The organism is Legionella pelazae (genome assembly GCF_052527395.1).
Map to the genome: position 1 here is coordinate 95,044 of NZ_JBNVZS010000009.1, position 26,063 is coordinate 121,106.

The window sequence follows — 26,063 nt, forward strand, 5'->3', positions numbered from 1 at the left end:
AGACTTGAAATACCTAATAATTACCCACACATATGCTACAATAACAGTATAAATTATTTTGGAGCGATATATGAAACAGAATGATGTAACGATTTTAAGCCAGCGCAATGAATCGGTACTAGCCACTAATAAGGTATTACGTAATACTTATCTCCTATTAAGTATGACCTTTTTATTCAGTGCTTTTACAGCCTATGCTGCATTTGCATTGAATGTACGGCCAATGAATCCTATTTTGATGATAGTTGGCGTCTATGGACTGATGTTTTTAACCCACGCCTTAAGAAATAGCGCTCTCGGTTTAATCAGTGTCTTTGCCTTTACCGGATTTTTAGGCTACACTTTGGGTCCAATTCTTAATATGGTTATTGCCAATTATGTTAATGGACCTCAATTAGTGGCGACTGCCCTAGGCGGTACAGGTATGATTTTCTTTGCCTTATCAGGTTATGCACTGGTAACGCGTAAAGATTTTAGCTTCTTAGGTGGATTTTTATTTATCGGTGTTATGGTTGCTTTACTAGCTATGATTGCGGGGATATTTTTCCAAATCCCAGCTTTACACTTAGCAGTTTCAGCCGCATTTGTTTTAATTTCTTCTGGTTTAATTTTATTTCAAACCAGTGAAATTATTCATGGTGGTGAAACTAACTATATCTCTGCAACTGTTGCATTGTTTGTATCAATCTATAATCTTTTCATTAGCCTGCTACAATTACTAAGTGCATTTTCAGGCCGTGAATAAACGCTTTCTCCGCTACTTGTCCCGGCACTTGCCGGGATTTTTTATGTAATGATTAAATTTGTTGGTCAAGACCCAACCTATCAATTAAACAAACTGTGCTTTAACTATCTTATCAATTTCGATTAAAGAAGCTAATAGAGACTTAATTTCATGCAGTGGCCAGCTATTTGGCCCGTCACTTAGCGCTTTATCAGGATTAGGATGTGTTTCCATAAATATACCAGAAATTCCTACTGCAACGGCAGCGCGAGCTAATGGTGGAATAAACTCCCGTTGCCCACCTGAACTACCATTATTGCCGCCAGGGAGTTGAACAGAATGAGTCGCATCATAGACAACTGGGCATTGTGTATTTCGCATAATTTGCAATGAACGCATGTCTGAAACAAGATTATTATAACCGAAACTCACACCGCGTTCGCATACCATAATCTGTTCATTCCCACATGCTTTAGCTTTAGCAACGACATGTTTCATTTCCCAAGGCGATAAAAATTGGCCTTTTTTAATATTGACCGGTTTCCCCATGGCTGCAACATTTTGAATAAAGTTAGTTTGACGGCACAAAAAAGCCGGTGTTTGTAAAACGTCAACTACACTTGCTACTTCTAATAGAGGTGTGTCTTCATGAACATCAGTTAAAACAGGCACGCCAACAGTGTTTTTCACTTTCTCAAGAATTAAAAGGCCTTTCTCAAAACCTGGCCCGCGATAGCTTGCAATAGATGAGCGATTTGCTTTATCAAAGGATGATTTATAAATAAATGGAATTTTTAGACTAGTGCAAATTTCCTTTAAATAACCTGCAGTCTCTAGAGCCAATTCTTCACTTTCAATAACACAGGGACCTGCAATTAAAAATAAAGGATTTTCTAAGCTTGCTTCAAAATGGCATAGTTTCATAAGGCATTATCCTTCTCTTCATGATAAGAACGAGCGGCTATTACAAACTGCTCAAAAAGAGGGTGGCCATCACGAGGTGTTGATGTAAATTCAGGATGAAATTGACAACCAATAAACCAAGGATGATCAGGTAATTCAATCATTTCAACTAAAGCCCCATCTGCTGAACGACCAGAAATGATTAAGCCCTTATCGACTAAAGCTTCTACAAATTTATTATTGACTTCATAGCGGTGACGATGACGCTCGATGATTGTAGTCTTTTTATAAATATCAAAAGCTTTGGACTGCGCATCAAGTTGACATACTTGCGCACCTAGGCGCATAGTTCCACCTAAATCAGTGTTTTCATCTCGTATATTAACTCGACCATCTTCTTCTAACCATTCTGTAATTAAACCAATAACAGGATAAGGTGTATTTTTATCAAATTCTGTTGAATTGGCGCTAGTTAATCCTGACATATTACGCGCAAATTCAATCACGGCTGTCTGCAAACCAAGACAAATCCCTAAAAAAGGCGTTTTAGTCTCACGCGCATATTGGACTGTCTTAATTTTACCTTCAATACCTCGTTCTCCAAAACCGCCAGGAATTAAAATGGCATCAATATTTTGTAAAATTTCAGTGCCATGTTTTTCAATTAACTCAGCATCAATATAGACAATCTTAACGTTAGTTTGAGTGTGTATTCCGGCATGACATAAGGCTTCATTAATTGACTTATACGCATCATTAAGTTCCGTATATTTACCAACCATAGCAATCTTAACCGTCATCGTCTGGATAGCTTGTGCCTCAACAACTGCTTGCCATTCACTTAAATCAGCTGGTTTTAAATCTAGGCTTAATTTTTTTAAAACAATTTCATCTAAACCTTGATCATGAAGGATGATAGGAATTTGATAAATACTTTGCGCATCCTCTAGTGAAACAACGGCCTCTTTTTCAACATTCGTAAATAAAGCAATTTTCGCTCTGTCAGCTGCTGATAAAGATTTTTCTGAACGACAGATTAGAATATCCGGCTGTATACCAATAGAACGTAATTCTTTTACAGAGTGCTGAGTAGGTTTTGTTTTAGTCTCTCCTGAAGTAGCAATATAAGGCACTAATGTTAAATGAATAAATAAAGATCGTTGCGCGCCTAATTCAATACGCATCTGCCTTATAGCTTCAAGAAAAGGCAAGGATTCAATATCACCTACTGTGCCACCAATTTCTACCATAGCAATGTCGAAACCTTCTGCGCCAAGCTTAATAGAGCGTTTAATTTCATTGGTGATATGAGGAATAACTTGAACTGTGCCACCTAAATAATCGCCCCGTCTTTCTTTTTTAATGACCGTTTCATAGATTTTTCCTGATGTGAAATTATTGCGTTTCGTCATCGTTGTACGTACAAAACGTTCATAATGTCCTAAATCTAAATCAGTTTCTGCCCCATCAGCAGTAACAAATACCTCGCCATGTTGAAAAGGACTCATCGTACCTGGATCAACATTAATATAGGGATCAAGTTTGATTAAGGTTACTTTTAAACCTCGAGCTTCAAGAATGGCAGCAAGAGAAGCGGCAGCTATTCCTTTACCTAATGAAGAAACTACGCCGCCGGTAATGAAGATATACTTTGTCATAAGACCCCGTTTAGAACGCTAATTCGCTCAAAGCAATTTTAAATATAAACGGGATTAAATTTTAACAAAATCCAACAAGAAATAATACCTAATTTTGAAGTAAACTCGCTTTAATGCTCTAACTAGTGGTTGATCATTTTATTACCTTCAGATTCGCTAACTTTAGGAATGTGATCTTCTCTGTCAGAGTTGTTGCATGAATAACCTTGAAGCATCCTAATCAAGCGTTATTAAATGACCTAATTTAAGTTGTTTTGTCTTTAAATACTCACGATTAGTATGAGATGGTTTAATAGTTAATGGAATGCGCTCGCTAACTATTAAGCCGTAGCGTTCTAAAGCCTCCACTTTTCTAGGATTGTTAGTTAATAAACGTAGCACCTCAACCCCTAAGAGCTTTAAAATTTGAAAAGCAATAGCATAATCACGCGCGTCAGCAGGAAAACCAAGTTGAAGATTAGCGTCCACTGTATCTAACCCTTGCTCTTGCAGCGCATAAGCTTTTAATTTATTAGCAAGACCAATACCGCGGCCCTCTTGACGTAAATAAATTAAAATACCACCTTGTTCACTGATTAAGGATAAAGACTGTTGTAACTGCATACCACAATCACACTTACAAGAGCCGAAAACATCACCTGTGATACATTCAGAGTGAATGCGAACTAAAGGCACCTGATTGGCAATCTTTGGCGGTTTTATAAGACAAAAATGCTCGGCACTGTCTAACTTGTTGGTAAAGACAGTCATGGAAAAATCACCATATTGGTATAATGGAATTGTTGATTTTGCTGCTATTTGAATTAATTCTTCATGACGAATGCGATATTCAATTAGATCTTTAATAGTTACGAGTGGGATATCATGTCTGCTTGAAAAGATAGCCAAATCTTCTTGACGGCTCATACTTCCATCATCATTAATAATTTCACAAATGACAGCAGCAGGTATTAAACCACTTAAGCGAGCTAAATCCACACTCCCTTCTGTTTGACCAGGACGCTCTAAAACGCCTCTGGCTTTTGCTTTTAAGGGAAAAACATGACCTGGGGAAATAATATCATCAGGGCCACTTTGAGGATTAATTGCCACTTGTATTGTACGCGCCCTGTCTTGTGCGGAGATGCCAGTCGATACGCCACTTGCAGCTTCAATTGATAGAGTAAACGCAGTACCGTAAGGAGAGCGATTATTAGTAGCCATAAGTGGTAATTTTAACTTATCAATTAATTCTTGGGCCATTGGCAGGCAAATTAAACCACGACCAAATCGAGCCATAAAATTAATTGCGTCCGGTGTAGCAAACTGAGCAGCGATTACTAAATCACCTTCATTCTCACGATTTTCATCATCCATTAAAATAATCATTCGGCCTGCTTGTAATACAGCAATGGCCTCCTCAATGGTAGCAAAACCTGTCATGCTAAACCTCAATTTTCAATTGCCCAGAAACAGCAAGCTGATGCGCTATAATTCGGGTAAAATAATCAAACTCCACATTGACTTGTTGACCAACTTCCTTAAGGCCTAATGTGGTCTTTACTATTGTATGAGGCACTAACATTATTTTAATGCTTCCTTTGTTAACTGCATTAATAGTAAGACTTACACCCTCTACAGTAATACTTCCTTTTGGCAAAAGGTAAAGATGAGGCGGTATACCAAAATTACCTACCGTAATTTCTAAAAAGTCACCTATAGGTTGAATTGATAAAATCGCAGCAGTGGTATCGACATGCCCGCTTACATAATGGCCACCAAAACGATTGCTTGCAAGCATGGCTCTTTCTAAATTAACCTTATCACCCACCTTTAAGCTATTTAAAGTCGTTAAACTTAATGTTTCAGGTGAAGCATCAAACTGTAAACCCTCATTGGAACTCTCAGGTAGCAGAGTTAAGCACACCCCATTTACTGCAATACTTTCACCAAACTCTAATTCCTCAAAAGAGGCTCTTAGAATTAGGCGATTCGCTACTTCCCTTCTTTCATTAAGAACTACTTCTCCTTGTTGCTCGATTAATCCGGTAAACATCAATCCCCCCATACTAAACAAGCAATCATATTATCTTCTTGTTCTTGCCAAGAAATCTTATGTGGTCGCTTAAAAAAATTATCACCATAATAAGCTGAAGTCGCCTCCTCTCCTAAAAAAGTTGGCACAAGGTAGAGATATGTTTTTTGTACCAATGAAAGATGGTGTAGTGCTGAGAAGACCTTGCCTCCTGCCTCAACCCATAAATCATGATAACCCAGTAAACCTAAGTGATTAATAACCGCGCTTAAGTCTAATTGACCTTTGCATGTAGGCATTCCATAATAGCTACAATTTGGCTGCCTATCTTGAACCTTAATACTTTCATCATGATAAATATGGCAATACTCTGCTGTTTGGAAAATCTTAAGACCAATTGAGACTGACGAAAGCGATAAGTTTGCATCTAATATAGCAATCGGTTTCTTCCTTTTAATATCTGTTAAACGGACATCTAAAGCAGGGTTATCATTGATAATAGTGCGGGCTGTCGTTAATATAATATCCGTATATAAACGTTGCATATGTGTAAATTGCTTACATTTTTCATTGGATAATTGAATTTGGCGACCTTGAAATCCTGCAATTTTGCCATCTAATGTTTGCGCAAGTTTAGCTGTTACCCAAGGTTTTTTAGTATTTGTCCAATAATAATAGCTTTGATAGAACTCATCTATTTCAGGCAATGGAAAATGCTCTACTGCAATTCCTTCTTCCTTTAATATATTCGGCGTATTATTTGCTACAACCACAGGATTAGGATCACGAAACCCAAAAACGACACGATCAACTTTTGAATTAATAATAGCTGAGACGCAAGGGGGAGTTCGCCCCCAATGGTTACAAGGTTCTAATGTTACATAGAGAGTAATTTTGTCTAAATCAGTTGATAGCTGCTGTAATACAATTTGTTCTGCATGGGCCTTTCCTGCACCCTGATGCCAAGCACGTGCAACTATTTGATTGTTATGCACAGCTACTGAACCAACGCTAGGATTAGGCGCACAGACACCGCGGCCTAACCAAGCTTGTTCAAGAGCAGCAACCATAAACTCTCTGTGCATAGTTAAATCAACAAGTTAAAAAAGGGGCTATCATAGCAAAATATTCATTTTTTGAGTAGAGCAGCTCTCATTTAAATAGATTAATAATCTCATAACTGCTAATTTTGGCTAAAAGCAATCCCACTGCACAAATTGCAAGTGAGCTAATATTTGTTAATATAGTAATTTTATTACCAAAAATACTATCTTACTTTGATATTTTGCTAGATAATAAATTCGCTTAACCATGGAGAATTAACTTAGAATTAAGCTTATGAAAATAATAAACAGAATTTCTAAAAAATTAAGGATAATTAAAACATTGCTGCTTATTGTTAGCTTACAACTTTCTACCTATAGTAGCTACGCTTTAACACCTTATACTAATAAACAGCTTGAAGAATTAGAGAAAGAATTTATTCAAAAAATAAATCAATCAGATAGTATTGTACGCAATCCTTTAGCAAACCAATACATTAATCACTTAGGCAAAAAACTGACAAAATTTGACCAAGGATCGGCGCCTTATTTTTTTATTGTTAAATCAGATGAGATAAATGCATTCGCAGGCCCTGGAGGGTATATCGGAATTAACTCTCAGCTCATTTTAGCAACCGATAACGAAAGTGAACTGGCAGGTGTGATGGCACATGAATTGGCACACGTTCGTCTTCATCATCTGTATCGTTTATTAGAACATGAAAAGCAAATGCGAATCCCTTTACTTGCGTCTTTGCTTGCTTCCGTAGCTCTAGGTGCAGTAAATCCAACCTTAGGTAGCGGCGCCTTGATGGCTTCGATGTCAGGTTTTGCTCAAGATAATATTAATTTTATCCGCGCTAATGAAAAAGAAGCCGATAGAATTGGCATTAAAATGCTAATGGGTTCTGGATTAAACCCACATGGTATGGCTGACTTTTTTAGGAAATTGCAGCAACATTCTCGCTATTTTTATACAGCCAATCTCCCAGCTATATTACGTACTCACCCTTTAGATGACGATCGCATTGCCGAGGCTGAAAATCGCACTACCCATATAAAACGCAAAAATTCGACTGATACGCTAGATTATCATTTATTTAAAGAGTTAATCCGCACAATTGTCGCTCAAAATCCTCAGCACCTATTGAATTATTATCAACATGAATGTCGACGTCATAATTCTAATGTAGCTTGTCAGTATGGCCATGCAGTGACCTATCTTAGAATGGATAATTATAAACAAGCCCAAGCACGTCTAACATCTTTACTTAATGCAGATAGTAACAATTTATTTTATCAAATTGCCATGGCGCAAGCTGAAGCAGGTAATAAACAATTTATTGCTTCGCTAAAAAGATTACAGGAACTGCAACTAAATTATCCGGAAAATTATGCTGTCTTAATGGCTTATGCACAAACGTTGCGCTTAGCCGGGCAACCTAAAGATGCTGTTACTATCTTATTAAAAGGCTTTCGACAATTCCAAAATAATTTACCTTTATGTGAAGAACTCGCTCAAGCACAAGCAGCTGCCCAACAGAAAGGTTATGCTTACTTTACGGAAGCTCGCTGTCACCTGCTACAAGGAAGACAACGGGACGCACTACGGCAATTAAGACTAGCTAGAACTTTAGCTAAAAAAGATCAATATCTAATTGCTCGTGCTGAAGCTTTAATTGAAGACATAAAATACATGACTAAGAAATAATAAATTTAAAGTTCACCTAGGATACGTTCTAGTCTAGACCTAGTTTTTTTAAGCGATACCGCAAAGTACGAAAGCTTACTCCTAAGATTTTTGCTGCCGCGGTACGATTCCATTTAGTTTTTTCTAAAGCGTTTAAGATAAGTTCTTTTTCATGCTCATATAAGGAGTCATTTAAATTAGCATTGATTTGCTGAGGTGCCGAAATTGCAGGTACCGTTTGAGGTATTTGTATATCTTTAACTGTAATGGTATTGCCCTCGCACATGGCTACGGCTCGTTCTAAAATATTTTCTAATTCTCGTACATTACCTGGGAAATGATAAGCCTGCAGTTTTTGGATACACTCACGGGACAAGGGTAATATTGTTCTTCCATGTTTTCTACCTAAATTATCTAAAATGTAATCTGCTAAAATAGGTATATCTGTTAACCTTTCTCGAAGCGTGGGTACACGTAGCTCAATAACATTAACGCGGTAATAAAGATCTTGACGAAAGCGACCTGCTATAATTTCATCTTGTAAATTTTTATGACTTGCGCTAAGTAAGCGAACATCAACTGGAATTTCCGTATGTTCACCAATAGGTTTAATCGCTTTTTCTTGAATTGCTCTTAGTAATTTTACCTGCATGGATAAAGATAAATCAGCAATTTCATCAAGAAATAAAGTACCCCCGTTAGCCGCCACAAAAAGCCCAGATTTATCGGCGATAGCACCCGTGAAACTTCCTCTTTTATGGCCAAAGAATTCAGACTCCATTAATTCACTGGGAATAGCACCGCAATTAACAGGTATAAAAGGTTTACCAGCGCGTGGACCTTGACGATGGATAAGCTGAGCGACCAACTCTTTACCCACTCCAGATTCGCCTAAAATAAAAACGGGTGCTTGATTGCGTGCAAGCTTATTAATATTTTGCCGCAATTCCTGCATGACTTGGCTTTTACCTAATAGTACATCATCTTTAGTAGGAAATTTTTTTTCTTGCATCGCTAGGGCCGTATTGACCAAATCTTTAAGTTGTTTTAAATCAACTGGTTTAGAAAGATAATCAAATGCGCCAGCTTTTAAAGTATTGACAGCACCTTCTACATTACCATAGGCCGTAATAACAGCAACAGGCAATTGATTTTTCGTTTTCTGAATATATTTAACTAATTCAATGCCATCGCCATCAGGCAAGCGCATGTCAGTTAAAACTAAGGCATAAGCGTTTGCATTAAGTTTTTCAATAGCTTGTTGGTAAGTGTAAGCTAAGTCGCAGCTATACCCCATGCGTGTCAAGGTCAGTGATAAAAGTTCACAAATATCTGGTTCATCATCTATGACTAATAAGCGTGTCTTACTCATTATAATGTCCCAATCGTTTGCTCAATAATAATGGCAAAGCAACAACCCTTTGCTGATGGCTTTAAAATCAATCTTGCTTGATTGATTTCACAAAGCTCTTTTGCAATAAACAAACCCATTCCGAATCCTGTTCTTTTTGTACTGAAGAAAGGTTCGAAAATAGCCTCCTGTAAGTGAGCGGGTATGCCTTTGCCTTCATCACAGATGATAATCTCCGTATCTAAATGGGTTTCTCTAACCCTTATTATAATAGTTGTTTCACCATTAGAACTGCCATGTTGAATAGCATTTTCACAAAGTATAACTAAAATTTGCTCTAACTGACTTTTATCAAACATAAAATTGACCGATTCCATATTTGATATGTCTATAATCATATTACATTGATTATAGACAGAAAAATCCTGTTTAAACTGTTTAATGAAAGGAATAAAGTCAATAATTTGTGGATGTGCCGGCTCTCTACGGGATAATTGTAATACATTCTTAATAATACCATTCATGCGATTACAATTATTAATAATGAGTTCCTTTAAGCGTAAATCTTCTTCACTTAAGGGAGTTGCCTCGCCCATAAGCTGTACAGCATGGGAAATAGCACCCAGCGGATTTCTTAATTCATGTGCAATACTTGCAGAGAACCGCCCTAATGAAGATAGCTTTAATTGTTGGGCTTGCTGAGCAACTGCAGATAAATCATCTAAAAAAATCAAAACTGCGGTTTCTGCACCAACTGAGGAGGCAAAAAAATGAATACGCAGATGAGGAGATTCTATTATAGTTTGTACAGGTCTGTTATCAAATTGAATCTTTTGTAAGAATTGTTGGCATTTCTCATCCAGTAGACTCGATAGCTGTTTTAATTCAGAAACATCTTCAGTTGCAGATAAATTAAAAAAATGTCGTGCTGCAGAATTGATAAAGTAAATTGAACGATTTGCATTTACAAAAATAACACCTGAATGAAGGCGTTCGATGATATATTCATTCATGCGCTGCATATTTGCCAGTTGAGTGCCACGCCGATAAGCAATCGTTTCGCTGATTCGCACCCGGTATGCTAGATACCAAACCGCAATGGCAGTAGCAAAAATACTAATTCCATGTAGACCACTGATATAGAAAACAGTAAGCGAAGATGATGGGTTATAGCTGTAATCAATAAAATTGATTAATAACAATAGCGTACTAGCTAGGGCTGCAAAAAAAAGCACTAAAGCACCAGGTACAAGAATACTTAATGCAGCAACAGTAACATTTAATAAAATGGCGAAGCTTGAGTGGATATCGCCAGTAAAACTAATCAATCCGGCTACAAATACAATATCTAAACAACCAAACAGCATAACTTGTTTTTCAAAAGCGGGAAATTTAACCTTTGCGCAGATAAGGCCAATTAAGCTTAAAATTAAATAGCTTAAAAGAATAAGTAAGTATTGCCACCCTTCCGTATCTAATATAGATTTATACCAGAAAATAATTAAAAAAATTAAAATACAAAATAGGCGAAAAAAATTATAGAGCTGCAAAAGCTGCCAGCGTTTTGAATCATCCCTTTCGCGTATTTGTTGCTCCGACATCCTTGGTCTTTCCTTTGCATCGTTTAATTTAATTTTAAGTTAATTTTTGAGAATAAGTTACCTATTTAGTAAGAAAACTCTCTCTTATTAAATTTTAAATTTGCTAAATAAATTACCCTTAAAGAGCTCTGATTTTTAAGATACTGCTTTTAATGTATTTAACACTGTATTGCTATCTTCTTCCGAAATAATTAGATCAGGAACTATCTCTTTTATTTTTTCTTTGTTAGCTTCTACTTGTCTAAGTTTCTCTACTTCCATAACTATAGCTCTTTGCCCCAAGCTAGCTAAGAGTTTGGTATAGGAATCCTCAACTTTATTAATTACGCTTGTGGGATGGGCAACTACCACATTCTTTACGGCTCTGGCTGGATATAAGAATTCTCCTAAGCTACGAAAGAAATTATGTATTTTTCCAACGCCGCGATGAAAATGATGACCAGGTGACATTCCTGCCAGTCCTGCAATACGGCTTATAGCCATTCCACCAACAAAGGCCAGTACTTTAAATATGGAAGCGACACCTGTATAAATAAGCTTCACTAATTCAGCACCCGTATTAATTAATCGAGTCAGATCAGTCGTTGCCTTTATGCGTAAATCTTTGAAAGCATGCTTTACTGGGCTCCAAGGGTTAGGTTTTCCAACAGCCAAGGCACCAAAACTCATAACTATATTAATTAAGACTCTAAGTAGAGCTGGAATATAACTCGTTGGGATAGCAATTAATTGGTAAGCAATTGAATGTGTTTTTTCGGGATAAAGCAGTTTTTTTAGCGCAGCTGCTTCATTCTCGGGAAAAGCTTCGTCAATTTGCCTAGCAAGAGTAATTAAAGTTTTTGACTTAAGTTTAGGCAGATGATTTGCATTTTCAACAAGCCAAGTAGTTATAAACATTTGCTTTCGTATATGTAGGTCTTCTTTGGTTAATTCAATTTTATATTCTTCTGTTTTCTCGTTCACTTCATCATGATTATATGTTAGACGAATAGTGATGTAGGGATTGTTTTCAGGTGTATGAAATGCCTCATAGGCTGAAATTCCCACTTTAGCGCCGATGAGAGGATACCCTGTTTCAGGTACTGATCCTAAGTCGCTCTTAAAAAAATCACTAACAAAAGGAATCGTATGGCCTTTAACACCATTAACGAGGTAATACCCTAATGAGTAAGCAATAACGCAGCCTGCAGCAACTGTTATTGGATTTTCAGCGATATCCGAAATAACTTGCATTGTTGAGCTTGTTGGGCCATGTGCAACTAAATCCATTACACTAGAGCCGAATTGAGCTTGCGTAGAACCGCCTGCAATAACAGCAGCTTCCTTAGAATGACCCATACAATAAGAAGCATGTGAAAACCAATTTATATAAGCAGAAGGTAAAAATGCTTTACAAAGCGTAGGAAAGAAAATGACAGCGCCACCAATGGCATAAGTAGATAAAAAGGCAAGACCTGCAACGGGATCTTTGGCAAAAATGTTATGAGTAAAGACATTGGCAAAACCATTAATACCACGAACCATAGAGGTCAGAATATCGTTTTGATCACCTGGCGTTAAATGGTAGGGAATTATTGCTAAAGGATATTCAGATACATCTTTAGCATTAGATTCTTCTATGTCTTTTCCATTTTCTTTTAACTTATCTTTTATCGTTCTTAATGTTTTCGTTAAAAGGTTTTGTTCTTGCTCAGCAATGGTGTCAATCTCATTTTGCACTTTCTCAAGTGTGGCTGGTAACTCTTCTAATTTTTCTGTTAAATACCAATCATCTCTAATTCCAAATGAAATCTGATGAAACAATTTTCCACCTACACTAAAAACACCTTTAAAGAGATCCATAAAGGCTTCACCAACTTTCTTGGCAGACCAACCAAATTTATACCACATAGGTTCATCTGGCTTAGCATATTCGCGTAATTCTGCAGCCGCCAAATGAAAATTTTTATCTTTCCATGTTTCTTCTTCCCATGGCTTAACAGGCAATATAAAGCTTTTAAATATATTACCTATAAAGTAAGCAAAACTGATTATAAACGCTTTAAAATTACGGTGGGTTTTCCAACGAGTAGAATAAATAACACTTAAATCTTCTTCTGAATAAGTAACATTTTGATCTTCTTTTTTATTCTTTCTTTTAACTTTTGGCTTATCAGTATAATCAACCTCATCCCAACCTTCAATAAAACTAATTGCTAATAAAGCTTGACCTTCTTGTTTACCATTTAAATGCTCGGTTGTGAAATCATAAGTTATTAAATTGTCTGACTCGTCAACTTCACCTTCCTCAGCATTGGCGTTTTTTTCTGGCTCAAAATTACCCTGATGCGCTGTAGTAATCACATTGCGGGGGTCACCCTCATAATCATCTATAATCTTACGAGCGTCTTCAATATAATCATTGAGTTCACCGCGAGTGAAGGCAAAAAAGCGTCTATGACTATAAGTTAAATCTTGATTAATTCCCTGGAGCTCATAAAGATGCATCATTGTTTGTTGTTTGACAAACTCTAAAATAGAATGATGACCACGAGAACGATTGTAAGGACGTAAATTCTTTTTTTCTTTTAAACCAGCTAAATATTGCTTGGCACGTTTAATATCTTCTTCTAAATCAGCAATGCTTTCTGCTTTTTTGCCAGGATTAATCGTTTCTAAAGCTTCTAAGTTTAACTTATTCTTAATGTCTTGAATTTTTTTGATATAAGCATCAATTGCCTTTCCAAAATCTTCTTCGCTATTCTCTCTATTAACTAGCCGCTCTAAATTTTGTAAAGCTTCAATTCTATCCTGATACACATCAAGTAGTTTAAGTTTAGTATGTTGCGTATTACTCGTCATGCCCTTAGCAACACGCTCATGCGCTAAAACTCGGTATTGACCTAAACAAGCAATCACTTTACCCGTTAAAGATTCAGGCTTAATGATCCCCCAACGCACCGCTTTTTTTAAATTTTGAGGCGTAGTGGTCCAGGTAAAACCTTTAGCATGGTTATTTTTTTTAAGGAAACTTATGCGACCCTCAGTAAATTTAGGGCTAAATTTGGTATAGGTATCGAGATGAGTACCACCTAGGAGACCAGGAACTGAAGAGACGCGCGGCAGCTTAAGCCTAGCGTCTTCTTCTTTATATTTTCTCTTAATAAATTTTTTTAATTCTTCTTCATTATGCTTAGTGAGTAATTCTTTCGCACTCAGAGGCCCTGGCATTTAAAATCTCAAAAAAAAATTGATAATATCTTAACCAAATTTTATTAAGGAAATCTTAATAATGCCAAAAAAACACTTATTAGCTTTTGATGAAAAAATAATTTATTTTTAAAAACTTAGCTTAATTACATAGCCTTTAAACAATTAGATTTACTCTTTAGCTAGCTTTTTTTAATTCTAATTGCCGAATAGCTGCTAAAATTTTCTGATCATCTGCCGTTAATAGTTTATCTGAGTAGGCAGGATTAGGCTCATACCACCATTGACGATTAAAATACCGCTGCAATTTGGTATTCTCAAACGGGCGTCCATATTGCGCGTAAATCGTGTTTCTTATGAGCGCTAATTGCTCAGAGTTCATTGCACGTAAACGGGTTAAATTTTCTTCTAATAACGGATAAACCACACGATAGCGAATATAATTTCGCCCGGTTTGTAAACATACTGATAAATCTTCGTTAGGTGAGAAATTTTTTAAATTCCAAACATAATGCCTATTTCTACCTTTACCAACGATTTTCATCCCCTTAGGTTTAGGTTTTGTATAATGGGCATTCTTATTTAATTCACTACATAAACGCGTAGGTGTATTGGGAATAATATCTATCTCAGTACGCCCAATGCGCCCTCCTTGCCATAATTTACCCGTTTTTAAAACATAATTCACCCAATGATATCCCATGACATCAAATGTTGCGCCTGTATTATAATGGTGATTAATGGCAACCTTTTCGTTGGGTAAAAAGGCAAAATTCCAAATGTAAGCATCTTGATAAGATAAACCTTTTTCTTTATTAGGCGTGATTTTTTGCCTCTTTACCGCAATAGGTTTATTGCGAGCCGTAGCTATAAAATCATAAACAAGCGCCGCCCCCGGTTTAGATTGATATCCGGCAGGAATAGCAACATTACCAAATTCTTCATTATTAACAGGAAAAGGAAAACCCATTTGAATAGCGATAGGCTTATTTAAATTATTTTCAAATAAAAAGCTACATTGGTAACTCCACGAACCGCCTCTTTTTTCTTTATTAAGATCATGGCCGGTTATTATTATTTTTTCAGCTACCATTTCAATATTAGGTTGCTCAATAGGATAGGGAGAAGCCCCTGTACCACCAAAAGCAGTGTCATTGGCTTGCGCTGTTATAATAGTCCCTAAAGAGAGTAAAGTTAGTCTTTTCATAAATGCTTTAGCCATAATTTTATTTTTACCTCTTTAATAACTTAACTTTTTAGTGCTTTCCCTCGCTTTATTAAACAATAAATTAGCAGCATAAGCAAAAATAATTCGCATAAAGCTTAAAAAGATGAATTTTTTCACGATAAAAAACAATAAATCAAGGCCATTTAGAGCAATTTTTGTTAGAATAACCCATTTATCATACTACTTTATTGCTGGATAAAACTTGAAATTGTTAAAAAGATTCTTCATTTTTACCCTTGTTTTTTTAAGTTTACATAATTGTTTTGCTGAGATGAAAAAAATAGCTCTGACAATTGATGATTTGCCTTTCGTAGGTCCTAAGAAAAATTTTCATCTTAATATGATTCTGAACACACTTAAAAAAAAGGCCATTCCCGCAACGGGATTTATAATTGCGGGCGATATCGATCATTCAGGCTGGATAATGCTTAAAAGATTTTATGATGAAGGTTTTGGCTTGGGAAATCATACCGTCTCGCACGCAAATTTAAATAAATTAGACCTCGCAGCTTACCTCGAAGAAATAGAATTAGCAGATCAACTTTTATCCCCTATTCTTACCGAGCCTAAATATTTTCGCTTTCCTTATCTCGCTACTAGCAAAGGAGAGAAAAAAGAAAAAGTAATAGACTATTTAAAAACCTTAAATTATACAGTTGCTCCTATTACCATTGATAGTAAAGATTTCCTATTTAATAGAAAGTTAGTTGCTCTACCGAAAGAGGTTCGCAATATTTATTTAAACGAAGAGCTAAAACTAGAATATTTAGACTTTATTTGGCAACAAACTCTAAAAGCTCTAGAGCGAAATCGCCGCGCTCATACGCCAAATCAGGCTCAAATCCTATTAATTCATGCTAATGTAATCAATGCGTATACCTTAGCTGATATTATTAATCTCTATAAAGAACATGGATTTACATTTGTTACTTTAGAAGATGCCTTAAAAACATTTACTAAAAAACCTATAACACTTGTAAGTAGAAATAAAAATCATATTGATAGAATTATAGAAACTTATAAAGCTTGGGATTAACTAATAATCTATTTATATTTAAATACTTGCATTTTTATCTAAACGAAGTATTCTATCTATGGGCCGTTAGCTCAGCTGGTAGAGCAGGAGGCTCTTAACCTCTGTGTCATAGGTTCGAATCCTATACGGCCCATAATTTAAATCCAGCATATGTAGTATATGGCAAAATCAGGTTATTTTTTTGGCTTATTTTTACTAGCTTTATTCTTAGCTGATTTCTCCTTCCAGGCTCGATTAAAGAATTCTTCTATTAAGAAGGTTGCTAAAGCAACAGGAAACCCGCCCCTTAATAAAGCGCCCTTTTTACCAGCTAATAATTTCATTACAATTTGGATAAACTTCAATTTCATGTAATTTCTAAGTAAACTCGCAATCATTTTTACTCCTTAATTAACCAACACTACTGACAAGTCGCTTGTAATCAAAAATCCTCTCTTTTAGAGAATAAAAAGTTAAAGTATTTCTATTAGTGTAGGCTAATATAAGTATTATGCGGACAACTTAACTAATTATTTTATGGAAACACTATTTCATCTTGCTTTCCCTGTTCATGATTTCAACTTAGCTAAATTTTTTTATCATGAGCAGTTAGGCTTTGCTATTGGACGTGAGTCAGAACATGCTTTAATTTTTCAGTTTGCTAATCATCAGATTGTAGCGCATTTAATAGATGAGCCCCTACCTTTACAAACAGGTATTTATCCTCGACATTTTGGGTTGATTTTTCTTAAAGAAAAGGAGTTTATAGAATTTTACGACCAATTAATTAATAAACAAATTTCTTTTGAGATAACACTTAAAACACGGTTTTTAGGCACTAAGATAGAGCATCAAACTTTTTTTCTAAAAGACCCTAGTAATAATTTACTTGAATTTAAACATTATAAGTTTTATTCAGCTATTTTCAATGAAAAAGATTTTAAAAAAGTTGGAGATAAATTATAATAAACGGTTGTTTTTTTACACAAAAAAATATATAAATTTATTATCTAAATTCCTTAAATTATTGGTTTTTTAGTCTAAAATTAAAGAGTGTAAATTTAACTAATTTTACACTTAAATCAAATAACTTTAAGATAAATTTAGGAAAAAATTATGTCCGTAGAAACTAAGCTTGCAAAGGCTATTTATAAGCGCCATCCTATTTATTTTACTTATAACAATTTACCTCGTTTAGTTGAGCCACATCACTTTGGTATTTTAAAGGGAAAGAAGCAATTGCATGCCTTCCAGTATCAAGGTCAAAGTGTAAACGGCCCTCTACCACAGTGGCGTAATTTTAAATTACGTTTAATTAAAGACCTAACCATTAATGAAAACCAATTTTTTAATGTGCGCCATTCCTATAATCCAAATAACTGCAAATTCTCACGTATCGATAGATCTGTTTGGGATTTACAATAATTTATCTTTTCTTATTAAATTTTAAATCTTGATTCTCTATTAAATAGATTTTACTATTCTCACCTTTTTATGGAGCCAAAAACAATCAAAAGGGATTCCTAATGACTTCTTTATCAAATCCTGTGGAAAACGGAAATTTAAGACAAGCACAATTAAAAATGCTCTCTATGCTTAAATTTGTAGATGCAGTCTGTAACAAATATGGTTTAGATTATTGGTTAGAAGGTGGAACTTTACTAGGCGCTGTCCGCCATCAAGGTTTTATTAAGTGGGATGATGACCTTGATATTACTATGCCTAGAGAAAGTTTCGAGGCTTTCTTAAAGCTAGCACCTGCTGAATTGCCAGACAATATGTGGTTACAAACTGCCAAAACGGACAAGGGCTACTTTAATTTATTTGTTCCTTTAAAAATTAGAGACAATAATAGTCGCTATATTGTTAGAAGGGAAGTTGGTGTTGAGCCTTATCATCAAGGTATTTATATTGATATTTTTCCTTATGATAAAAGGCCAGTTAATCCTATAAAACGAACTTTATATAAGTTTATTTCTAAAAAAACGCTGCGGCTTTTATATCATAAATATGCACCTGTTTATTTATATCCAGGGCACAATGGCAGAGTTTATCGACTACTTAGTCAAATGATACCAAAGACATTATTAGAAAAATTATTAAGTGGCATTATTAGGGATGCTAATAAAGAAAATAGCCCCTATCTTGGTTATGGTTATGATTGTATAAATAACAATTGGTTTCATTATGATGATTTTTATCCTTTAAAGCGAGCAAAGTTTGAAGATGGCGAGTTTAATATCCCTAATAATGCTGATCGTATTTTAAAGCGTCAATTTGGGGACTACTGGCAAATGCCGCCTAAGCATAAACGGGGTATGAAACATTGCCGTGAACTTATCGCTCATATTGAAGATATTTAAGAGGAAAGGCTTAAATAAATTACCCTAAATTTAAAGAAAAAATTTGCTCATTTATGTGAGAATAACTATGGCTATCTGGTTTCAACCTTTAACTATCGAATACATCAATAAACGCAATCAAAATACACTTGCTGATTTTTTAGGAATTGAATTTATTGAGATAGGTGATGACTTCTTAACAGCAACGATGCCTGCTAGTGAACGGACTAAACAACCTTTAGGTATTATTCATGGTGGTGCTAATGTGGTTCTAGCAGAAACACTAGCAAGTGTTGCAGCGAATTCTGTAGTAGATTTAAGTAAATTTTACTGTGTTGGTTTAGAGATTAACGCTAATCATATACGCCCTGTAAGTAAAGGCTCAGTGAAAGGCATTACACATCCTATACATATAGGTCGCACAACTCATGTATGGCAAATAGATATGTATAATGAAGAGGGTAAGAAAAGTTGCGTATCTAGAATGACTGCCTCTGTTGTAGCAAGATAAAAAAGAACACTTGCTTTTGATTAACCCCATTAAAACATGGGGCTAACTCTTATTTTAGAAATTTGTAATAGATCAGGGGTATATCAATATCTTGGTGAACGGTTGGATTTAAGTGTAGGTTGCGTGAAAATAATGCTAAAAAAGCGCAGCATAGCTATCTATGTGAGCATCCCCATCTACATGGGGACAAGCTTTGAAGGATTATTTTCGCGCAAGATGCACCAAATACACCCGTTCGGCGGTAGGAGCTAATCAATTACAGAAATCTTATTTTTCTAGACCATACCCTTCATCTAGCCAGCCTTGCAAGCCTTTAGCAAGAGAATAAACTTCAATATAACCCATCTCTTGTAAAGTCTTAGCAACTAAAGCACAGCGGAAACCACCACTACAGTATACAACAATTGGTGTAGCTGAATCAGGTACGAGTTTTTCTATATCTCTTTCAATAATGCCTTTACTCATATGAACGGCAGTAGGAATATGTCCTATTGGCCATTCGTGATCTTCACGAATATCAATAAGATACATAGGTAAATGCTTATCAATTTTTTCCTTAAGTACTGGCGCATCGATTTCTTTAATTTCTTTCTTAGCTTCTGAGACTAAAGCTAAAAATCTGGGGGAATGTTGCTTTGCCACAAGTTTGCTCCTTATGATTTTGAAGTAATATTTTATTGGTATAGCCTCGCGTACTAAGCTTTATACAGTGTTGCAAGTTCACTTGGCTTCAGTCATGTATTCCTTATACACTCGCTGCCTCAATCACTTGTGCCTTGTCTAAAGCTTAATGGACGAGGCTATATGACTTTGGCAGCTTTTTTAACCAAATTAATAATATTGCCCCAACGATTAAATAAACAGGTAAAATAGTTAATGCCATACGATAACCGCTTAATGAAAATACATGTATCCCATTAACTATTTTTCCATCCCAAGTTAAATCTAATAATTTACCAATGAATGGTTCGGTTATAGCGTCTAAGATAGCATCGCTTGTATTAAGCATAGCAGCAATAGTCCCTGTTAAGGCTAATGAATTATTTTCTTTTGCAATGGCAAAGACAAGCATAAAAGCGCCTAGACCAAAACCGAATAAAAATAATAGAAGTGCTAAAATAACATAGGAAAGAGAAGAGCTAAATAAAACAATTATTATAGCAACACAAGATAAAAGTGTACTAAAAAACATCACATCGCGCCGATTGTTTAATCTATCGGACAAAAAACCTAAAATAGGGCTCCCCAAGCCTAATCCAATAAATACACAAGATACCATCGAAGCAGCTTGGGTTTTACTTAAATGATACGCTTGTTCTAAAAATGGATTCCCCCAAAGGCCACCGAATACTGCGATGGGTGAAAATGCTAAACCACTGTAGAGGGTAAGCAACCAATTTTGCTTATTTTGTAGAGCTTGCTTGATATCTTCAAAAGAAATCTTGTTTGTATCGCGTACGGTAGGATAAACCTGTTTATCAGGTACAATAAAGAAAAACAATACGGCTAAAAAAATCCCTATCATCCCTACTAACAATAAGCAAAGTCGCCAACCAAAACTATCTATTAACCAAGCTAATGGCGCCTGACCAAAAACAGCCCCAGCCATAGCAGCGGTAGCTAATAAACCACTAATAAAAGCATATTGCCTAGGCTCAAACCAAGTGGCAGCCAATTTCATATAGGCAACTGTAGCAAAGGCGACACCCATGCCCATTAGTGCCCGCGCTAAGCTGGCTACTAGCAATGTCTGCGATTCAGAGAATAATAAAACCCCTACTGCAGCGCTAAAAATAGCTAAAGTTGTAAACCAGCGTATACTGTATTTATCGAGCAAAATGCCGACAAATAATTGCATGATCATATATGAATAATAAAAGGTCGCCGCTAATTGGCCTAAACTAGCGCCGCTTAGATTAAACTGCTGCATTAAATCATCAGTAATAATACTTGGAAAAACTTGCAAAATATATTTATAAAAGAGAAATCCTGCAGCCAAACTAATTACGCAAATAGGATAGGCAGAAACTTTGCCAATATTAATTTCAAAAACTGATCTTGCCATTATTTGTACTCTCTTAAAGTTAATCGATAGGTAAAATACGATCTGCTGAGCGAGCATCTGTCGTTAAGAGCCCTGTCTTAACGCTTTTAATCGCTCATCGTTAAGACAGGCAAATAATGTTAATAATAGTTATAAGACGAATAATAAAACGTATAGGCCGAGCAACATGGCTTGATGAAAAAAATAACAAGTTATTACTAGGCTGTTTCATTGTTAATTCAACTACAATTGGCATAAATAGAAGCAGAGAGTTTTATTCTTGCATAAAGATTTTTTTCATGCAACTTAATTTCCTAGCTATTTCTTATCAACAAGAAAGAAGTAATTAATATACCCAGTGGGTATTAACTAATTTCGAATAGTCTATTTAATTTGAGTCCTGTATCAATGCTTTGCATTTTCTAAGATAACAGCTATTTCCTAGATGCAAATTGATAAAAGAATCCTCTTGCTGCCATCAGTTCTTGGTAGCTACCTGATTCTATACAACGCCCTTGATCAATGACATAAATAATATCAGCATCAACAATCGTACTAAGCCTGTGCGCAATAACTAGTCGAGTAATATTAAGGGTTTGCAGATGCTGTTTAATTTGGGCTTGTACTTTATTATCTAACGCACTTGTTGCTTCATCTAATAAAAGAATTTTAGGCTTATTACCTAATGCGCGTGCTAAATTGATACGCTGTATTTCTCCACCTGAGAGCATTTGAATACCATCATTAATTAAGGTATCGATACCCATAGGAAGGTTTTGTAGAAATTCCTCTAAGCCTACATGCTTTGCAATTTCATATGCTTCTTCACGTGATAAGGCGCTGTTGTTTCCACAAATATTTTCATAAATAGTGCCTGGGATTAATTGTGTTGTCTGCATAACAACACCCAATTGATTTCTTAAAGAATGCAGGTTAATGTTTTTTAAATCCACACCACTGTATTTAATATTACCAGACTCTGGGTAATCAAGGCTTAATAAAAGCCGAAAAATAGTTGATTTTCCTGCTCCTGATGGCCCAACAAAGGCCGTAAAAGAACCCGGCATAATATTAATATTTAAATTAGTAAACAGCGGTTTTTCATTACCAGGATAACGAAAAACAATATCTTGCATGGTAATATGCCCGTCTAATAGATCAATTTTACTTTTGTTCTTTTCCTGTTCTGGAACACAATCAAATATAGGTTTAGCTTTTTGAAATAAGGGAATAATTTCAATACTTTCGCTTACAACCGCCGTTAACTCTAAAAATGCATTAAAAAATTGAATAAAAGCAGCATTAAAAATAATAAAATTACTGAAACTTAGCGTATTACCACGCCAAATAACTAGAGCATAAATAATAAGGGTGCTAATCCCCATAAATCCGTTTGTAAAAATATGATTTTTATTAATTAATTTATTAGCAACAAATTTTGAATGAATTTTTGCAGCATATTCCTTTTCCCAGAGCTGAAAAGCATTTTTTTCTTTATTTGCTACCCGTATTTTACTTACAGACGCTAATAAACCCAGTAGAATACCACTAATTTTAGTCTGCTTAGTTGTTAACCGCTTAGTTACCTTTAGTAACCTTAAGTTTATAGTAAACACAAAAGTAACCATAATAAAAACAAGCAAAATAGCAGTTAATGCTAAATAAACATCAATAAAAAACATCAAAATCAAATAGGTAACTGATAAAAATCCAGCAATAATAGTCGAAATAACACGCTCGCCTAGCTCCTGTTGAATTAGGCTAACTACACCTACCCGGAAACTTAAATCACCTGCTGTAAATTGCTTAAAAAAGGAGATAGGTAGTTTTAATAATCTATCCCACATCGCTGTTTGGATGCGATGCTGGGCTCTAAAGCGGATACGCAATAAGAGGATATCTTGTAAAAAATGGAGCAAACTTACAATAACACCAATTATGATTAATAAAATTGCGTACTGAGTTAATAACGAATAATTAGAATAAGGAATAACTTGTTCAAAAAGGACGCCTGTTATAACTGGAACCGCCGTTAAAAAAAAGGCTGCTAAAATGTGAAAAAAGATAATTTTTCTCATTTCCTTTTTTAGAAAAGAAAAGGTAAATTTTAATACAGCAGTAATAGAAACATGTTTTTCCGGCAATGCTGGATAGAGCATGTAGGCATGATGATGAATATTTTTAGCTGTTTTTTCATCAACGAGTCGGCGTTCTCCTGTTTTACAATCTATAATCTCATAGCTCTCCTTTTTAGGGAGAAGCGCACAGCAATGATGATCAAAAAAGCCAATCAATGGGCCTGCATCATTTTTCCACCATTTATCTTTCAAGCGAACTCGGCGGATACGTAGCAGATTATGATTCGCTACAGTCTGCAGATAATCAGCTGAATTAAATTGATTAGTATCAGCTATCGGCTTACTTAATTTAATATTTAAATAGTTTGCTACTAATTTGCAGGCCGCAAAATGAATATCAAAAAAATTTGATAAGGATGAATAGGTATGTTTTTTTGCAGAATAATCTTTCGTTAAACGTTTTACATAAAGCAGTGGAATTTTATCATAACTCATATTTTTCATTCTCCACTAATTCTTTATATAAACCTGGCTCCTTTAATAATTGTTGATGCGTACCTTGCTGGACAATTTGTCCTTCATTGATAACATAAATATGATCACAACCACATACAGCGCTTAAACGATGAGCAATAATGACTAAACTACAATTAATTTTCCGTAAATTTTCATAGATTGCTGATTCAAGTAGTGGATCCATCGCAGAAGTTGCTTCATCTAGAATAAGCAATTGTGGCTTTAATAATAAAGCTCTCGCTAACTCTAAACGTTGCCGCTGGCCACCACTTAAGTTAATACCGCCTTCAAGTAACTTAAGATTTAACCCACCTCTTAATAAAAGATCTTTACCTAAATACACTTGTTCTAAAACAGCAGATAATTCTCTATCTGTAAATTTTCGATCCCAATAAGAAAGATTGTCGCGTACGCTACCTGAAAAAAGAAAGACATTTTGATCCACATAAGTAATAAATTCGCTTAATAAGGTACGATTAAGTTCACTATAGGGAATATCTTTAAATAAAATTTCACCTAATAAAGGCTTATTTAAACCACAAATTAATTTAGCAAGGCTTGATTTGCCACTACCACTAGGACCAACAATAGCTATCTGTTCACCTTGTTTTATTGTCATTGATATGGAATCAATGACGGGCGGATCTAAGGGAGAATAACTAAAAGAGAGTTGATTAATTTTTAAGATAGGATCTATATCTTTTTCCAAATCTTTTGAATTAAATTGGCTTGACTTAAAAAGTGGATCAATTCTAGTATCCGTAATATCTTTTAGGCGAATCATATCACCTTTCATTTCAAATAAATTACTAAAAAAATTTGTAATCGCATCAAGCGGAATAAGAAAATTAATAATTAACGCTTGAATTGCTATAATTGAACCTATAGTAAGTTCTCCTTTTATAACAAAAAAAGCGCCTAGAAAAATAACTGATAAATTAATTATTAAATTAAAGAAATTAGGAATTGCTGAAGCAAGAATTTTTGTCAATAAAAGTTGATGCTCAGCAGTCAAAAATTTTGTATAGAAAGAGGCCCACCGACTAAAGAAATATTGTTCTAAAGCAGAAATTTTTAATGTTTCTATAATTTGAATGCCATTAGTTTCTATTCCTTCTAATTTACCTTTAGCTCCTGCATATTTACGACCCAGATCGGTTAACCTGCGACGACTAATAATTAAGACGCTCGTATTTAAAATAACTAATAATAATAAAGCCACCCAAATCTGCCAGCTTAAAATAAAGATTACCAAACCAAAACTAATAACTTTTAAAGTATTTACTACGAGCGCAGGTAAATCTTTAGCTATAACTGCGGCTATTCTTTCACTAATTAAACTTCGCTCAACAATATCTCCATTTGATCGTTGCTGAAAAAAGTTAATAGGAATGTGTAGTAGATGCCAAAGAAAATTTACTGAGTTCATTGCATCCAGTTTAATATCTAAATGATTAAGAAACTTTAACTGTAACCATGTTAGTAAAACAGTCATAACCGTTGTAAATAATAGGCCAAATAATACAAAGCTAATTAAACTTTTCTGATTATCAATCAATAGGTAATCAATAAATGCTTTAGTAAAAATTGGGATAGCGATATTTGGAACAATTAAAAGAGTTGTAACCAAAATGATAAAGAATAAAGCGACATAATTTCGTCTTAATCTAGTTAATAAAAACTTCCAAATAGAAAATTCAGGTTTACCGCCCTTTTTAAAAGAAAGTCCAGGTGTTAATACCAAAATAACACCTGTATATTCTTTCTCAAATTCATCCCAACTTATTTTACGAGGGCCGGTAGCAGGATCGTTTAAATAAACTTTCTTTTTAGAAAAACCTTCAACTACTAAAAAATGGTTAAAGCCCCAATAGACAATAAAGGGTACCTTTTTTTTCTTTAATTCTTCTATTTCAAGATTAGCCCCATAAGCATCCATACCATAATTTCGTGCAGCTTTTACGATATTAATTGCCTTCGTGCCGTCTCGAGATACACCGCAAGCATATCTTAGTTCTTCAGCGGTGATATATCTCCCATAGTAAGCAAGTATGATAGCCAAAGATGCTGCGCCACATTCTGTCGCTTCCATTTGTAAAATGGTAGGTGTTTTTACCCGCTTTTGTATAGGTCGCTTGTTTTCCATAATAAATAAT

At 35.1% G+C, this 26,063-nt stretch carries 21 protein-coding genes and 1 tRNA gene; 8 read left to right on the top strand and 14 right to left on the bottom strand.

All coding sequences use genetic code 11. The annotated features are described in order from the left end of the window. Nucleotides 1-70 precede the first annotated feature (70 nt). On the top strand, nucleotides 71-745 hold the full coding sequence (locus tag ACQUW5_RS10350) for a Bax inhibitor-1/YccA family protein (protein ID WP_444991171.1): 675 nt from the start codon (nucleotides 71-73) through the stop codon (nucleotides 743-745). Nucleotides 746-829: 84 nt separating this feature from the next. Here ACQUW5_RS10350 and kdsA read toward each other — a convergent pair whose 3' ends face one another. The 5 genes from kdsA to ribD all read right to left on the bottom strand — a co-directional run bounded on the left by kdsA (nucleotide 830) and on the right by ribD (nucleotide 6,384). After that, nucleotides 830-1,648 (bottom strand): 3-deoxy-8-phosphooctulonate synthase, encoded by an 819-nt coding sequence (kdsA, locus tag ACQUW5_RS10355; protein WP_444991172.1) that lies wholly within the window; start codon nucleotides 1,646-1,648, stop codon nucleotides 830-832. Next, nucleotides 1,645-3,285 carry a CTP synthase gene (pyrG, locus tag ACQUW5_RS10360; RefSeq protein ID WP_444991173.1) on the bottom strand — a complete coding sequence of 547 codons (1,641 nt, stop codon included), beginning with the start codon at nucleotides 3,283-3,285 and terminating at the stop codon, nucleotides 1,645-1,647. The genes kdsA and pyrG overlap by 4 nt, the downstream gene beginning before the upstream one ends. A 216-nt stretch (nucleotides 3,286-3,501) precedes the next feature. Then, nucleotides 3,502-4,707: a 3,4-dihydroxy-2-butanone-4-phosphate synthase gene (gene ribB, locus ACQUW5_RS10365; RefSeq protein ID WP_444991174.1), complete on the bottom strand. Its 1,206-nt coding sequence runs from the start codon at nucleotides 4,705-4,707 to the stop codon at nucleotides 3,502-3,504. A gap of 1 nt (nucleotide 4,708) precedes the next feature. Beyond that, complete coding sequence (locus ACQUW5_RS10370; protein WP_444991175.1) at nucleotides 4,709-5,320, bottom strand: riboflavin synthase; 612 nt, start codon at nucleotides 5,318-5,320, stop codon at nucleotides 4,709-4,711. Further along, nucleotides 5,320-6,384 (bottom strand): bifunctional diaminohydroxyphosphoribosylaminopyrimidine deaminase/5-amino-6-(5-phosphoribosylamino)uracil reductase RibD, encoded by a 1,065-nt coding sequence (gene ribD, locus ACQUW5_RS10375; protein WP_444991176.1) that lies wholly within the window; start codon nucleotides 6,382-6,384, stop codon nucleotides 5,320-5,322. Before ribD ends, ACQUW5_RS10370 begins: the two co-directional genes overlap by 1 nt. Nucleotides 6,385-6,637: 253 nt before the next feature. On the opposite strand from ribD, the gene ACQUW5_RS10380 reads away from it, so the two are divergent. After that, nucleotides 6,638-8,053, top strand: coding sequence for a M48 family metalloprotease (locus ACQUW5_RS10380; RefSeq protein ID WP_444991177.1), 1,416 nt, complete (start codon nucleotides 6,638-6,640; stop codon nucleotides 8,051-8,053). Nucleotides 8,054-8,081: 28 nt separating this feature from the next. On the opposite strand, the gene ACQUW5_RS10385 is transcribed toward ACQUW5_RS10380, so the two are convergent. The 4 genes from ACQUW5_RS10385 to ACQUW5_RS10400 form a co-directional block, all read right to left on the bottom strand. Continuing rightward, nucleotides 8,082-9,404, bottom strand: a complete 1,323-nt coding sequence (locus ACQUW5_RS10385) for a sigma-54-dependent transcriptional regulator (protein WP_444991178.1) — start codon at nucleotides 9,402-9,404, stop codon at nucleotides 8,082-8,084. Further along, complete coding sequence (locus tag ACQUW5_RS10390; protein WP_444991179.1) at nucleotides 9,404-10,984, bottom strand: sensor histidine kinase; 1,581 nt, start codon at nucleotides 10,982-10,984, stop codon at nucleotides 9,404-9,406. The genes ACQUW5_RS10385 and ACQUW5_RS10390 overlap by 1 nt, the downstream gene beginning before the upstream one ends. A gap of 135 nt (nucleotides 10,985-11,119) precedes the next feature. Next, nucleotides 11,120-14,194 carry a hypothetical protein gene (locus ACQUW5_RS10395; protein WP_444991180.1) on the bottom strand — a complete coding sequence of 1,025 codons (3,075 nt, stop codon included), beginning with the start codon at nucleotides 14,192-14,194 and terminating at the stop codon, nucleotides 11,120-11,122. Between the two features lie 157 nt (nucleotides 14,195-14,351). Beyond that, a complete protein-coding gene (locus tag ACQUW5_RS10400) occupies nucleotides 14,352-15,380 on the bottom strand; it encodes a YARHG domain-containing protein (protein WP_444991181.1) in 1,029 nt (342 codons plus the stop codon). 292 nt (nucleotides 15,381-15,672) lie between these two features. Between ACQUW5_RS10400 and ACQUW5_RS10405 the strand changes: the two genes are divergently transcribed. Together ACQUW5_RS10405 and ACQUW5_RS10410 are read left to right on the top strand one after the other, a co-directional pair. Beyond that, nucleotides 15,673-16,437: a polysaccharide deacetylase family protein gene (locus ACQUW5_RS10405; protein ID WP_444991182.1), complete on the top strand. Its 765-nt coding sequence runs from the start codon at nucleotides 15,673-15,675 to the stop codon at nucleotides 16,435-16,437. 60 nt (nucleotides 16,438-16,497) lie between these two features. Continuing rightward, nucleotides 16,498-16,570: transfer RNA gene (locus ACQUW5_RS10410), tRNA-Lys, on the top strand. A gap of 40 nt (nucleotides 16,571-16,610) precedes the next feature. Here the strand turns inward: ACQUW5_RS10410 and ACQUW5_RS10415 are convergent. Then, a complete protein-coding gene (locus ACQUW5_RS10415; RefSeq protein WP_444991183.1) occupies nucleotides 16,611-16,814 on the bottom strand; it encodes a hypothetical protein in 204 nt (67 codons plus the stop codon). A gap of 139 nt (nucleotides 16,815-16,953) precedes the next feature. Between ACQUW5_RS10415 and ACQUW5_RS10420 the strand changes: the two genes are divergently transcribed. From ACQUW5_RS10420 to ACQUW5_RS10435, 4 genes are all read left to right on the top strand, one after another. Further along, entirely contained in the window at nucleotides 16,954-17,382 is a 429-nt protein-coding gene (locus ACQUW5_RS10420) for a VOC family protein (RefSeq protein ID WP_444991184.1), read from the top strand. Between the two features lie 150 nt (nucleotides 17,383-17,532). Continuing rightward, complete coding sequence (locus tag ACQUW5_RS10425) at nucleotides 17,533-17,841, top strand: WYL domain-containing protein (RefSeq protein ID WP_444991185.1); 309 nt, start codon at nucleotides 17,533-17,535, stop codon at nucleotides 17,839-17,841. 101 nt (nucleotides 17,842-17,942) lie between these two features. Continuing rightward, complete coding sequence (locus tag ACQUW5_RS10430; RefSeq protein ID WP_444991186.1) at nucleotides 17,943-18,779, top strand: LicD family protein; 837 nt, start codon at nucleotides 17,943-17,945, stop codon at nucleotides 18,777-18,779. Nucleotides 18,780-18,846: 67 nt separating this feature from the next. Further along, nucleotides 18,847-19,269: a hotdog fold thioesterase gene (locus tag ACQUW5_RS10435; protein WP_444991187.1), complete on the top strand. Its 423-nt coding sequence runs from the start codon at nucleotides 18,847-18,849 to the stop codon at nucleotides 19,267-19,269. A 267-nt stretch (nucleotides 19,270-19,536) separates the two neighbouring features. Here ACQUW5_RS10435 and ACQUW5_RS10440 read toward each other — a convergent pair whose 3' ends face one another. The 4 genes from ACQUW5_RS10440 to ACQUW5_RS10455 all read right to left on the bottom strand — a co-directional run bounded on the left by ACQUW5_RS10440 (nucleotide 19,537) and on the right by ACQUW5_RS10455 (nucleotide 26,053). Continuing rightward, nucleotides 19,537-19,911, bottom strand: a complete 375-nt coding sequence (locus tag ACQUW5_RS10440) for a rhodanese-like domain-containing protein (protein WP_444991188.1) — start codon at nucleotides 19,909-19,911, stop codon at nucleotides 19,537-19,539. Between the two features lie 145 nt (nucleotides 19,912-20,056). Beyond that, nucleotides 20,057-21,334, bottom strand: a complete 1,278-nt coding sequence (locus tag ACQUW5_RS10445) for an MFS transporter (RefSeq protein ID WP_444991189.1) — start codon at nucleotides 21,332-21,334, stop codon at nucleotides 20,057-20,059. Nucleotides 21,335-21,747: 413 nt separating this feature from the next. Next, nucleotides 21,748-23,886, bottom strand: a complete 2,139-nt coding sequence (locus ACQUW5_RS10450) for an NHLP bacteriocin export ABC transporter permease/ATPase subunit (RefSeq protein WP_444991190.1) — start codon at nucleotides 23,884-23,886, stop codon at nucleotides 21,748-21,750. Further along, nucleotides 23,876-26,053 (bottom strand): cysteine peptidase family C39 domain-containing protein, encoded by a 2,178-nt coding sequence (locus ACQUW5_RS10455; protein WP_444991191.1) that lies wholly within the window; start codon nucleotides 26,051-26,053, stop codon nucleotides 23,876-23,878. Before ACQUW5_RS10455 ends, ACQUW5_RS10450 begins: the two co-directional genes overlap by 11 nt. Nucleotides 26,054-26,063: the final 10 nt, after the last annotated feature.